Genomic DNA, 16,304 nt, shown 5'->3' with positions numbered 1-16,304 from the left:
ATATTGAAAAGGGAAGGAGCATAGCTCCTTCCCTTTTTTTGTTTTAAAATAAGACTACAAAGCTCGAGTGTATTTCGTCCGATTTCTTAAATGAGAACATGAAATGGGATCTAATTTATGACTACAAAAACATGAAATTCTTACAAAAATAGAAGTTCTTGAATCCGTTGAAATTATAGGTCTTATCGATGAAATGCATCTTTTTAATAAATTTTCATATACAAAAATGGTCATTTCACAACATTTTGTTCTTGATAGACAACAATAGTTGAACTATCAGTTGGTTCTCATATTATATTTAGGGATAATAAAACATTAAATGTAGTGTAAGGACTACATTTTTGTTTGTTGATATTGCTCGAGAACTAAAAAAATATCTAAGCAGTACAAACAGAAAATTATAATACAACCATATTTTTTATTGACCATCCCCTTCAATAGTACACTATGAAAATAAAATCTTCAAAAATCAAGAACAGATTACTATCGGTAGTATTATTCTTTTTTGCGATTTGTAGCTCTTTCGCTCAACTAAGTGATTTGCATTATATGCCACCACTTACATCTGCCAGAGCAGGATATATAAAAGAGCAATCTGTGTATCTCTCCACTTCGGAAACAATACCTTTTAATGTAAATATATACATTGGTACTTCATTAACACCCGCAGCAACTGTTTCTGTATCAAATACAAATCCGTTTACTTATGTTTTACCCATACAACAAAATGGAATAACACTACTTCCTTCTGCCGAAGTTGGTTTCGTAAGCACCACGGGAGGCTTACGTTTCGAAGCCCCTGGCGGAGAAAAATTCTATGCAAATTACAGAGGTCGTAGTGCCGCTCAAGGTGCATCATTAACATCTAAAGGTCGTGCTGCATTAGGAACCCATTTTAAATGGGGAGGGATTCCTTTTGTACATGATAGAAGTATTTACAATTCTGCTTTAGGGATTATGGCTACAGAAGATAATACAACGGTAACCATTTCTGATTATGATACAGATTGTGTTTTTAGATTAGGTGCAGACCCTATTGGTTTAACAGATGACACCATAACAATAACATTAAATAAAGGAGAATCATATGTTTTAGAGGCACTAGGTAATAATGGTGATGCCAATAGATATGGTTGGGTAGGTGCAGATGTAACATCAGATAAAGATATCGCCATAAGTAATGGTAGTATACTTATAGGAGTTCTTCCTGGATCTAATTTACAAGATGCTGGTATAGACCAACCCGTACCGATTGATATTATTGGTCGTGAATATGTTTTTGTTAGAGGGGGTGGTACCGATGCTTTAGAGTTTCCTGTGATTATTGGTACCGCAAGTGGTACTGATATTTTTGTAAATGGATCTGCAACACCAATAGCAACCATAAACGAAGGGGAGTATTTTATAGTGCCAGGATCAAACTATTCTGGTTCTACTGCTGGTAGTAATTTAACCGTTGTAACATCAAAAAACGTATATGCATACCAATGTTTAGCTGGTAGTAATTCTGCAGCTACAAACGGAATGAATTTTATTGCTCCTGTAAATTGTTTACTGCCTAATAATTTAAACAATATAAGTAATATTGAAGATTTAGCAGGTAAAGCCATTAGTGGCGGACTAACCATACTAGCTTCAAATACTACCCCGGATGCAAATATTATAGTAACGGCAGATAATGTGTCAGTTACCTTACCAGCATCTATACCTGCTACAGGTTTACCATGGAAAAGTTTTTATATTCCAAACTTAACAGGTAATATTCAGGTACAATCTACAGGTCCTATTGCTGTGGGTGTTATTGGTTTAAGTGGATCGTTAGGTATTGGAGGTTATTTTTCAGGTTTTGATACCGTACCAACAGTAGATTATTCTATCTCTGGATTAGGATGTTTAGGTGAAACGATATCACTAAGCGAGACATTTGATTCCTACCAATGGTATCAGAACGGTGTAGCTGTAGCAGGATCAACTAGTATTGACTTTACACCTCCAGCGATTGGAGATATTTTTGTTAGAGTTTCTAAGGGCGGTTGTTTCTACGATTCTAATGTAATTCCTATGTTCTTTTGTGATCCAGATATTGTTTTAACCAAAACTGCAGATAAAACGAACTATTTAGAAGGAGAGAATATAACATTTACAATTACGGTAGAAAGTTTAGGTATAGATGATGTCACCAATTTAGTGATTAACGATGCTTTACCAGCAGGCTTAACTTTGACTAGTGCTACGCCAAGCAAAGGTACATGGTCTGCACCAAACTGGAATGTTGGCACTATGGTTAAGGGCGAAAAGCGATCTTTAATTCTTGTGGCTACTGCAGATGATATAAATGCACCATTCGCTACTAAGACTATAACAAATACAATCTCTAACACTCAAGATGAAACAGATTCTAATTCATCTATAGACGACCTTACCGAAGTAATTACAATAGAGAATTTAGATGATGATAATGACGGAGTTCCAGATACTTCAGATCTTTGTGAAGGATTTGATGATAATGCTGATAATGATAATGATGGTGTACCAGATGGTTGCGATCTAGATGATGATAATGACGGAATTTTAGATTCAGATGAATGTGTAGCACCACCGGCATCGGTTATTGGTGCACAGGATACTTCTATTAGCTGGATCGATTTTCAATGGAATTCAATAATAGGAAATACCTATTGGTCAGGTAGAAGTGGTAGTGATAATGAATGGGGACTTATAGGTACCTTCGATTTAGGTAGCTTAAATGTAAATTTAGCAGGTATTACCGTTACCATTACTTCTGTTTCTAATGAGCCAGATGATGCTAGACTTTATATGGGTGCAGCGGCAGGTAGTTTGTTAGGTGGTCATGCCGGCTTTATTTTAGAGTTCTCAGAGCCAGTCGATATTAGAAGAGAAGCAATTGCAGGTGTTGCTTTTAGTTCAGGCGAGATTGAAACATATCAATCTAATAGTCAAATGCATTATGTAAATGCTGATACACCAGCCAGCGTTTTGGTTACTACAGATGATGGTTCGGGTTATGCTAGTATAGAAGCAAATGGTAGTGGAGGCTCTAGTCCGATACTTGCCGAGAGTTATGGAACCACCTATTTTTATATGGATTGGGATGATAATATCACCCCAAGTACACAACAATTTAGAATGGAAATTGGAGAATTTCCAAGAGTATCTACAACTGACACCGATGGTGATGGTATTTTAGATTGTATAGATTTAGATAGTGATAACGATGGTTGCCCAGATGCTTTAGAGGGTGATGCAAGTTATAATTATGATGATATTGATGGTGATCTGATATTAACAGTAGCTGTAGGTGCCAATGGCATACCTAGTGGTTCAGCTCAAGGTAGAGGTACCTCATTAGATAAGTTAGCACAATCAAGCGCATGTTCAGAATGTCTTCCAAATCATCCTTTGTTTACAGATTTTGATGGCGATACTATTGGTGACGCCTGTGATGAAGATGATGATAATGATGGTATTTTAGATATTGATGAATCTAATAGTGGCTGTGATGCCGCTGCTTCAACTAATATTCATTTTACAGATGCAGCTTACAATGCAGTACCTGTAAATAGTAATGATGGTGATTTAGTTACTTATATAAAAGATTTTGATAGCGGTATAACGGCAGTTGCTACAACTACAATAGGTTCAGGCAGCTTTGGCGCTAACACACCAAATTATACAGATGGTACCATACGGGTAGATATGCAAACGCGTAATTCAAACTCTGCTGTAACCGGTACTTCTACAGAAATTGTATTTTCTGAACTTATATTATCCACAGAATTTAATGTTAGAAGTTTAGCTAGAAATGCTGCAGGAAGTTATAATGAAAGTCAGAATATTAGATTTTTTAACAACGGAGTTCAAGTAGAATTTCCGGCAGATATTTATGCCCTTAGTGGTACAATAGGTGCAGGAGCTTCTTATGACCAAGTTACCGGAGATGCTATAGCCGCAATTATTGGTGGAGGAGCTCAAGAGGCTAATTTTAGGTTTAATATAGACAAGCCAATAGACAAAATTGTAATCACCCAAATGGATGCGGCTAATGCCGATAATATAGGGTGGAGAGTTAATATCTTATGTGCTTATCAATTAGATACAGATAATGATGGTATTTACAATCATCTAGATTTAGACAGTGATAATGATGGTTGCCCAGATGCTTTAGAAGGTGCGGCAACGTATGATTATACAGATATTGATGGTAGTTTTCAACTTACGGCTACCGCAGATGCTGCTGGTATTCCTGGTGGATCTTCTCAAGGAGCTGGTACATCCATAGATAATTTACAACAGTCAGCCGAATGTTCTGAATGTTCACCAAACCATCCATTATATAATGATGCCGATGGCGATAGTGTTGGCGATTTCTGTGATGACGATAATGATAATGATGGTATAGCAAACGCTTTAGAATGTACCCCTGCAAAAGGTTCAATTTTAACGGGTGATGATACATTATTGCTAACAGGAGAATATAATAATGGGAACGGAGTAGACCAACAGTTTACAATTACCTCTACTGAATATAATATTTTAGATAAAACCGGTTCTGCCGATAATGGTTTACAAGTAAGATGGAACCAAGGTACTGATCCAACGGTAGAAATGATACTTACGTTACAAGAGCCTGTAAATGCAGTACAAAATGCAATTCGTGTTTCTTCTTTTGAGCGAAACAGTGCTGTAGGGGGAATTCAAAATGCTGATAAAACAGTTACAATTACATGGCCAGGTGGTGGTACGGCAGTATTGTCCGATCCATTAGGTGAAACAGATTTAGGTAATGGTGCCGTGATAACATCAGGAACTCCTTTTCAAGTTGCACCAGATGCAGCGGGACTTTCTAGATTGGTGCCAGATTCTCAATGGTCTTTATTGATCGATACCAGTACAGGAATAACTTTTCCTATGGATATTGGGTATTATGCAGATGGTACTATAAATTCAAGTGCAAATCATGTAAATGAAGGTTTTGCCTTTAGATCGGTTTTAGATTGTGATAACGATAATGACGGTGTAGCAAATAGCCTTGATTTAGATAGTGATAATGACGGAATTTATGATGTTGTAGAATCAGGTGGTACGGATGCAGATGAGAATGGTATTGCAGATGGTGCCGTAAGTACAGAAGGTATTCCTAATACAGCAGGTACTGGTACAGTTCCGACGGAAACAACAGCGGGTACTCCAGATTTTCTTAATGGAGATAGTGATGGTGATACTTGTTCAGATGCCAACGAAGCATACGCAAGTAGTACTGCCGATAATGGAGATGGTTCAGAATATGATGATGCCGATACGGCAACCGTTAGCGATGGTTCAGGAAAAATAACAGCCAACGGATTGGTGGCTGCAGCAACCTATACTACAGGTGCTGTAACTGCAGTTACAACTGAAGATTTAGATTTAGATGGCGACGGATTAGTTGGTATTTGTGATTTAGATGATGACGGTGATGGTGACCCAGATACAACAGATACAGATCCTTTAGATCCTTGTGTATATAGTACAAGTCAAGTTGCAGCAAATGCAGAAGCAAGTTGGAATGCATTAGATTGTGATGGTGATGGCGAGACAAACGGATTCGAAATAGCCAATAGTACAGATCCTGCAGACCCTTGTGAGGTTACCGTACCAACGGTACGTGCTCCAACCGATGAAAATTATGCCGTTTGGGCAGCCGAAGATTGTGATGGGGATACTATAGACAATGGTACAGAAGTTACCAATGGTACCGATCCTTTTGATATAGATACGGATGGCGACGGAGTTCAAGATGATGTGGACAGCGATGCACTAGATCCTTGTGATCCAATACAAGCTGCCGGATATACGGGTTATGATGCTACCAATGCTATTTGGGCAGCGGCAGATTGTGATGGTGACGGAGTTTTAAATAGTACAGAAGTTACCAATGGTACAGATCCATATACTACAGATACAGATGGCGATGGTGTGCCAGATAATATAGATGCAGATGCATTAGATCCTTGTGATCCAGTGCAAGCGGCGGGTTACACAGGTTACGATGCTACCAATGCCATTTGGGCAGCGGCAGATTGTGATGGTGACGGAGTTACCAATGGTACAGAAGATACCAATGGTACCGATCCTTATAATACAGATACCGATGGTGATGGTGTTCCAGATAATACAGATACCGATGCACTAGATCCTTGTGATCCAATACAAGCTCCAGGATATACTGGCTATGATGCTACCAATGCTATTTGGGCAGCGGCAGATTGTGATAGTGATGGTGTTATAAATGGTACAGAAAATACGAACGGTACAGATCCATATAGTTCAGATACCGATGGTGATGGTGTGCCAGATACTACAGATATAGATCCGTTAGATCCTTGTGATCCATCACAAGTTGCAGGGTATACCGGTTATGATGCTACCAATGCTATTTGGGCAGCGGCAGATTGTGATGGCGACGGAGTTACCAATGGAACGGAAGCTACCAATGGTACCGATCCATACAATACCGATACTGATGGTGACGGTGTTCCAGACAATACAGATACCGATGCACTAGATCCTTGTGATCCAGTACAAGCTCCAGGATATACTGGCTATGATGCTACCAATGCTATTTGGGCAGCGGCAGATTGTGATGGCGATGGAGTGATCAATAGTACAGAAGTTACCAACGGTACGGATCCATATAGTTCAGATACTGATGGCGATGGTGTTCCAGACAATACAGATACCGATGCACTAGATCCTTGTGATCCAGTTCAAGCGGCAGGGTACACAGGTTACGATGCTACCAACGCAATATGGGCAGCGGCAGATTGTGATGGTGATAATGTTACGAATGGCACAGAAGATACTTTTGGTACTGATCCTTATAATACAGATACAGATGGTGACGGAATTCAAGATGATGTGGACAATGATCCACTAGATCCTTGTGATCCAGTTCAAGCTCCTGGTTATACAGGTTATGTTGCTACCAATGCTATTTGGGCAGCGGCAGATTGTGATAGTGACGGAGTAATCAATGGTACAGAAATTACCAATGGTACAGATCCATATAGTACAGATACTGATGGCGATGGTGTACCAGATGATATTGACACAGACCCGTTAGATCCTTGTACTCCGGTACAAGCGGCAGGGTATACAGGTTACGATGCTACAAACCCAATTTGGGCAGCGGCAGATTGTGATGGTGATGGAATAATAAATGGTACAGAAGTTACCAATGGTACCGATCCATATAATCCAGATTCTGATGGTGATGGTATTAATGACGGTCAAGAAGATACAGACAATACAGACCCTTTAAATGATTGTGAATCTATAGGTGGTACTCCTTTACCAACAAGTGATTGTGATGGTGACGGTGTGCAAAATTCATTAGATGCCTGTGAAGGATTTGATGATGCTATAAATGCTGATGGTGATGCTTTACCAGATGCCTGTGATGACGATGACGATAATGATGGTATTCCAGATGCTGTAGAAGGTACGGGAGATTTTGATGATGATGGCATTCCAGATAGTTTAGATTTAGACAGTGATAACGATGGTATTCCGGATCTTGTTGAAACAGGTAATGGAAGTTTAGACACCAATGGTAATGGATATATAGATAGTTCTGAAAGTGGTGTGGGTACCAATGGTATTCCAGATATTTTAGAAGATGGTGGTGTAGATGGTGCAGGTGTATCAACTGTTCCTTTAAATTCTGACGGTACAGCTGGTCCAGATTATTTAGATATCGATTCTGATAATGATGGTATTAGAGATTTAGTGGAAGGGCAAACAGATGCTGCCTTAGTTCAGTTAACAGGTAATGATTCTGATAATGATGGTATAGATGATGCCTTTGATGTAGATAACGGCGGAAGTTTAACTACTTCACCAGAAGACACAGATTTAGATGGTCGTCCAGATTACTTAGATTTAGATAGTGATGCTGACGGTATTATAGATAATATAGAATGGCAATCAACTTCAGGTCACCTATTTCCATCTTCAGATGCTGATGGTAATGGATTAGCTGATAATTATGAAATTGCCCCTGCAGGATCAGGAGTATCTATTAATGAACCTGAAAATTCAGATGGTCAAGATATGCCAGATTTTAGGGATACAGATGCTGATAATGATGGCTTAGATGATACAACTGAGGTATATGATTATAATGATGACTTAACTGCAGATGTTACCCCTTCAGGAATAGATGCTGATAATGATGGTTTAGATGATGCTTTTGATTTAAGTATATCGGGACCAAATGGTATCGCAGATGCAAACGGAGCAACAAATAATAATCAAGATGTAACAACTTTCTTAAATACTCAAGATCCCTTTACAAGTGAAGTAGATTTTAGAGATAATCATGTTCATTTAGAACCTACGGATACTGATGGTGATGGTGTTGATAACCTTATTGATATCGATAATGATAATGATGGTATTTTAGATTACGTAGAATCTTTAGGTTTCCACCCTACTGATAATCAGGGAGATGCTTGCGGCATACCAGATGGTTCATTTATTGGTGGTACCTATATACCTGCAACAGGTTCTGGTGCAGGTACTCTAAATGCAGAATATAGATTCTCAACCGTAGTAACATCTTCATTAGGAGTGTTAGACGCCATTGTTCAAATAACAGCTATTGACAATGCAACCTTAACATCTATAGATGCATTTCCGGCAGGTAGTAGTAATGAAGCTTGGCAACCTACTTTTGATGTAGGTGATGGTACCAGTGTGGCAGGTGAAGAAGGTAGTATTTCTTTTAATATTCGCTTGGTGGCGTCTACCACAAATTTTCAAGTGAACCTTATTCGTTTTGGTGGTGTAATTTATGATATAGATGGTGCTAATACAAGAGAGAGTGTAACACTTACGCGACCTGGTTTATATGCGGTAGATAGTAATTCATTACTTACGGTATCAGAAAACCCTGCAACAGGTACGGCTACTTTCGAAGGTCCTGCCGAAACATGGACAGGAGTTGATTTCGGACCAAAGCTAGCAGCTTATTTTAACTACTATGAAACTACAAATCTTAATTTAACATTTACAGGTGAATTGCAGTCAGGGTTTAATACACAAGATTATTTAGGATCTATTTTATTCCAAACATGTGATATAAACGGATTATTCACTACTACGAATACTACATCAGGAAGTACGACTGGAGGTACACCTTCTGGTGGTGGTTCTGAACCGGTGTATACAATTTATCAAGGTATTGATAGTGATCATGATGGTATTGAAGATCATTTAGATATCGATTCTGATAACGATGGAATTCCAGATAATGTAGAAGCACAACTTACTTCATCATATATCCCGAGAGGAACTGTAGATACAGATAATGATGGTTTAGGAAATCCGTACGAAGGAGCAGGTAATGTAGGCTTAACAGCTATTGATACTGATTTAGATGGAATTCCAGATTATTTAGATTTAGATTCTGATGAAGATGGTTTAACGGATAGAGTTGAAGCTGGTTTCACATTAGCTACAAACAATTTAGATAATGATAATGATGGTCTATTGGATGATTATGATGATGTAGATACGCCAGGTGCTCTTTTTGATACTAATGATGATCAAGACAACGGAGCTTCAGATTTACCTAATATTTCGAAGACTACAACTCCAGAAGTTGATTATCGTGAAGTTGGTATTGATGATAATGATTTAGACGGAATAGCAGATTCTATTGATTTAGATGATGATAATGATGGTATTTTAGATACACTAGAAACATCGGGTACTGATCCAAGTGCCGATGCTGATTCTGACGGAGTATTAAATTATAGAGATACAGATTTAGGTGTCGATGCCAATGGTGATGGTATAGTTGATGTTTTCGATACCGACGGTGATGGCGTGCCTAATCACTTTGATTTAGATGCCGATAATGATGGTATTTATGATGTGGTGGAATCTGGAAGCGGAAAAGCGTTTACTGCTGGTATAGTAGATGGTGCGGTGGGTACTGACGGTATTCCGAATACGGTACAAGCTAGTGGTCAGCAAAATAGTGGAACTGTAAATTATACGGTTTCCAATTCTGAAACTACTCCTGATGGAATCTACGATTTCTTGGAATTAGATGCTGATGGTGATGCATGTAATGATGTTATCGAAGCTGGATTCACAGATCCTAACGGAGATGGAATTTTGGGTGATGGTATTACTGTAGTAGATGCAAACGGTATCGTAACAGGTACTACCGTTATTGATGGATATACAACTCCGAACAATGAAGATAGTGCTACAGATACTGAATTCGATTTTCAGCAACCAGGTGTTGTGCCTACAATAGCTACGGCAGCTGAACAGCCTCAAGATGTATTAACTAATGGTAGCGCTCCAGAGACATTTACGGTAACTGCTACAGGTACAGATCTACTGTATCAGTGGCAAGTAGATGACCAATTGGGTGGTGGCTTTGTTGATATTGACGATGCTAATGCAACTGATATTTATTCAGGTAGTAGTACTGAGACACTGACATTAACAGGTATAACAACAACAGAAAACGGTTTTGAATATAGAGTAATAATTACAGAGACTAGCTTTGTATGTTCTCCTTTAACTTCAGATAATGCACTACTTACGGTAGATGTAACTCCGCCTGCTATTCCTACAGTAGTGAGTCAAATTACAAATGATACTACTCCTGTTATTACAGGAACTGCAGAAGCCGATTCTACGGTAACAGTCGTGGTTGATGGTGCAGTATATACAACTATTGCAGACGCTTCAGGCAACTGGACAATTGATACGGAAACCGCAACTCCAGATAGTGGAATATTTACACCAAATGTAAATGGTACAAATGAAGTAGCGGTAACAAGTACAGATGCAGCGGGTAATAGTACGGTAGATATTACAACTTTAGAGTTGACGATTGATACTACGAATCCTGCGATTCCTACAGTAGTAAGTCAAATTACAAATGATACTACTCCTGTAATTACAGGTACAGCAGAAGCTAATTCTACGGTAACCGTAGAAGTTGGTGGTGCCATCTTTACAATTATTGCAGATGCTTCGGGCAACTGGACTCTAGATACTGAAACAGTTACTCCAGATAGCGGGACTTTCGCTCCAAATGTAAATGGTGTAAATGAAGTTGCGGTAACAAGTACAGATGCAGCAGGTAATAGTACGGTAGATATTACAACTTTAGAGTTGACGATAGATACGACTGCTCCAACAGCTCCAACAGTTGAAATTACTGAAGACACCAATAATGATGGTTTAATTAGTGATACTGAACTTACTGGACCTATTAATGCAGTAGTAACGCTACCTGCCGATGCCGTTGCTGGTGATACGGTAACTATTACCGATGGTAACGGAAACTCACAAGACGTAGTGCTTACGGCAACTGATATTAGCAATGGCGATATAACCGTTATAATCGCCAACCCTGGTGAAAATGGAACTATAGTAGTAACAGCGAATATTACAGATGTTGCTGGTAATACAAGTGCAGACAGTGCTACAGATACTGCAGTACTTGATACAACCGCGCCATTAGCACCAACAGTAGTTATTACTGAAGATGTTAACGATGACGGATTAATAAACGAAGATGAACTTGTAGGTGATATTGATGCTCGTGTAACGCTACCTGCTGACGCATTTGCAGGCGATACCGTGACCGTTACCGATGGTAATGGAAACTCTCAAGATGTTATTTTGACGGCAACTGATATTACAAACGGATTTGTTGATGTAGTAATCGCAAACCCAGGAGATACAGGTACAATTGTGGTAACTGTGAATCTTACAGATGTTGCAGGCAATGTTGGTCCTGATAGTGCTACAGATACTGCAGTACTTGATATTACGGATCCATTAGCGCCAACAATTCAAATTACGGAAGATGTTAATGATGATGAATTAATAAATGGAGATGAACTAGTAGGTGATTTAGACGCAGTGGTAACACTACCTGCAGGTGCAGTTGCTGGTGATACGGTTACGGTAACCGATGGTAATAGTAATTCGCAAGACATAATACTTACGGCAACAGATGTTGCCGCGGGTACTATAGATGTGGTGATTATCAATCCTGGTGAAAACGGTACTATTGTATTAACTGCCAACCTAACGGATGTTGCGGGTAATGTTGGTCCTGATAGTGCAACTGATACTGCTACTATTGATACGACAGCTCCTGTTGCACCAATAATTGTAATTACAGAAGATACCGATAATGACGGTTTAATAAACGAAGATGAATTGGTCGGAGATATTGATGCCCGCGTAACTTTAGTGGGAGCAGTATTTGCAGGAGATATAGTAACGGTTACAGATGGTAATGGAAACTCTCAAGATGTAGTCTTGACAGCAACGAATATATCGGATGGATATGTAGATGTTGTAATTGCCAATCCTGGTGATATGGGTACTATTGTGGTAACTGCTAACATAACAGATGTTGCCGGTAATGTTGGTCCTGATAGTGCTACAGATACTGCAGTACTAGATATTACGGATCCAGGCGCTCCATCGGTAATTATTGTTGATGATGGTAATGATGATGAGTTAATTAACGAAGATGAATTAGTTGGCGATATTCAAGCTGCAATATCACTACCAAGTAATATAAGAGCAGGTGATACAGTGACCATAACAGATGGTAATGGAGGCTCACAAGATGTTATACTTACGGCAGCTGAAGCTACTAACGGATTTATAATTGTTGTAATTCCTAATCCGGGAGACGGAGGTACTATTAATGTTACCGCTTTTGTAACAGATGTAGCAGGTAATGTTGGTATTGATAGTAATACAGATATGGCGCTACTTGATCTTACGGATCCAAGTGCACCAACGGTAGAAATTACCGAAGACACGAATAATGATGGTATCATTAGTGAGTCTGAATTAACTGGAGATATTGATGCTCGTGTAACTTTAGTAGGACCAACATTTGAAGGCGATACCGTAACGGTTACAGATGGTAATGGAAACTCACAAGATGTGGTGCTTACTGCGGCAGATGTGGCTAACGGATTTATAGATGTTGTAATCGCCAATCCTGGTGATGGTAACACTATTGATGTAACCGCAAACTTAACAGATGTTGCCGGTAACGTTGGTCCAAATAGTACTACAGATACTGCGATAATCGATATTTCGGCTCCAAGTGCGCCATCAGTAGAAATTACTGAAGATATTGACAATAATGAGCTTATTGGTGCCGATGAATTAGTCGGTGATATAGATGCAGTGGTAACACTACCTATAGATGCAGTTGCTGGTGATACGGTGACCATTACAGATGGTAATGGAAATTCACAAGATGTGATTTTAACTGCAACCGATATTTTAAATAAATCTATTGATGTTGTTATTGCCAACCCTGGTGAAACCGGTACAATTGTATTAACGGCATTTATTACAGACGAAGCAGGTAATGTGGGAGATGATAGTGATACCGATACGGCAGTAATTGATACAACACCACCAACAGCGCCAACAATTGAAATTATTGAAGACGTCAATAATGATGGTTTAATTAATGAAGATGAATTGGTTGGGGTTATCGATGCGCGTGTAACATTGCCTTTAGATGCGAAAGCTGGCGATATGGTAACTGTTACCGATGGTAATGGAAACTCGCAAGATGTTTTCCTTACTGCAGCTGATATTACAAACAATTCTATTGATGTAGTTATCGCCAATCCTGGTAATAACGGTACAATTGTATTGACAGCATTTATTACAGACGAAGCAGGTAATGTGGGTTCTGATAGTGCTACAGATACTGCGGTACTAGATCTTACAGATCCAACTGCACCAACGGTAGAAATTACGGAAGACACTAACAATGATGGCTTGATCAGTGAAGATGAATTGGTAGGAGATATTGATGTAGTGGTAACACTTCCGCCTGATGCAGTCGCTGGTGATACGGTAACGATTACCGATGGTAATTATAACTCACAAGATGTAGTCTTGACGGCAACTGATATCACGAACGGATCTATTGATGTAGTAATCGCAAATCCGGGTGATACTGGTACGATTGTTATTACCGCTAATATTACAGATGTTGCGGGTAACGTTGGTCTTGATAGTGCTACAGATACTGCAGTTCTTGATCTTACAGATCCATTGGCTCCGACAGTAGAAATTACGGAAGACACCAATAATGATGGAATTATATCAGAAGATGAATTAGTCGGTGATATTGATGCGCGTGTTTCTCTTCCTTTAGATACAGAAATAGGTGATACGGTAACTGTTACCGATGGTAATGGTAATTCACAAGATGTTATTCTTACTGCAGCTGATATTGCGAATGGATATATTGATGTGGTTATCGCTAATCCTGGTGATACAGGTACAATAGATGTAACTGCAAATATTACAGATGTTGCTGGTAATGTTGGACCTGATAGTGCTACAGATACTGCGGTACTAGATCTTACGGATCCAACAGCACCAACGGTAGAAATTACAGAAGACACCAATAATGATGGTTTAATCAGTGAAGATGAGCTAGTAGGTGATATTGATGTAGTGGTAACACTTCCGCCTGATGCAGTCGTTGGAGATACGGTAACCATAACTGATGGTAATGGTAACTCGCAAGATGTAGTCTTGACGGCAACCGATATCACAAACGGATTTATTGATGTAATAATTCCTAATCCAGGAGATGCAGGAACAATAGTCGTAACAGCAAACATTACAGATATTGCTGGTAATGTAGGTCCTGATAGTGCTACAGATACTGCAGTTCTTGACCTTACTGATCCATTGGCTCCAACAGTAGAAATTACAGAAGACACCAATAATGATGGTTTAATAAGTATAGATGAATTGTCCGGTGATATCGATGCTCGTGTAACACTACCTGCTCAAACATTTGCAGGCGATACGGTAACGATTACAGATGGTAATGGCAACTCACAAGATGTGGTGCTTACTGCTGCTGATGTAGCTAATGGCTTTATCGATGTTGTAATTGCTAATCCTGGTGATACAGGTACAATAGATGTAACTGCAAATATTACAGATGTTGCTGGTAACGTTGGTCCTGATAGTGCTACAGATACTGCTGAATTAGACCTGACAGACCCTACTGTCGATAGTTTTGCTACAATAGATATTACTCCTGTTTTAACAGGTCAAGGTGATGCCAACGAAACTTTAGTAATTGAGTTGGATACGGATGGAGATAATATTCCGGATGTAACTTATACAGTGACTACCGATGCCAGTGGCGATTGGAGTTTAGATACAGAGACGGCAACACCTGATTCTGGTACCTACCCTACTCTAGTGGATCAAGATGTGATTAGTATTACAGTAACTGATCCTGCAGGCAATTCAGGAACAGGAACGGTTACCGTATCTGTGGATACGGATAATGACGGACTTAATGATAACGACGAAGTTGCATTAGGTACTGACCCTAACAATGCCGATTCTGATGGTGATGGTATTAACGACGGACAAGAAGTGAATGTCGATAATACGAACCCATTAGATGATTGTAGTTCTGTGAATGGCTATCCTTTAGCAGATAGTGATTGCGATGAAGACGGATTAACAACTGACGAAGAAGTAGCCCTAGGTACCGATATCGATAATCCGGATAGTGATAATGACGGATTATTAGACGGAGAGGAAGTTATGTTGGATACGAATCCTAACGATTCAGATTCTGATGATGACGGTATTCTAGATGGTCAAGAAGTATTGGACGGTACGAATCCTTTAGATGATTGTGATCATTTAGGTGGTACGGCATTGCCAGATAGCGATTGTGATGACGACGGACTGACGACTGCTCAAGAAGATGCCATTGGTACGGATCCTAATAATGCAGATACCGATGGTGATACGATACCTGACGGACAAGAGATTGAAGATGGTACCGATCCATTGAATCCATGTGATTCATTAAACGGTTCACCATCACTTGATGCAGGTTGTAATGCTGAGGTTGTAGATTCTGGTATCGCAGTATCCAATGAGATTATCACTCCAGATGGCGACGGCACAAATGATTCTTTCTTGATTGAGAATATAGAATCTTATCCGAACAATACGGTACAGATCTATAACCGATGGGGTGTGGTCGTTTATGAAATGAATGGTTATGATAATAGAACGAATACCTTCAGGGGATCTTCAGATGGTAGAGCTACCATTAGTCAAGATTCAGAATTACCGGTCGGTGTGTACTTCTATGTGATCAAGTACGATAACGAAGGTAATAACCTTACCAAGTCAGGTTACCTATACATAAACAGATAAAAAAATCC

Annotated in this window: 1 protein-coding gene; it reads left to right on the top strand. The window is 39.3% G+C overall.

The window, feature by feature from the left end; translation table 11 throughout:
* Positions 1-447: 447 nt before the first annotated feature.
* Positions 448-16,296 (top strand): Ig-like domain-containing protein, encoded by a 15,849-nt coding sequence (locus QSV08_RS09580; protein WP_324028156.1) that lies wholly within the window; start codon positions 448-450, stop codon positions 16,294-16,296.
* Positions 16,297-16,304: the final 8 nt, after the last annotated feature.

Origin of the sequence: Maribacter sp. BPC-D8, from assembly GCF_035207705.1 — a bacterium.
GTDB lineage: Bacteria > Bacteroidota > Bacteroidia > Flavobacteriales > Flavobacteriaceae > Maribacter.
Note: the sequence above shows the minus strand (reverse complement) of the source record. Positions and strands in the feature narration are given on the sequence as shown.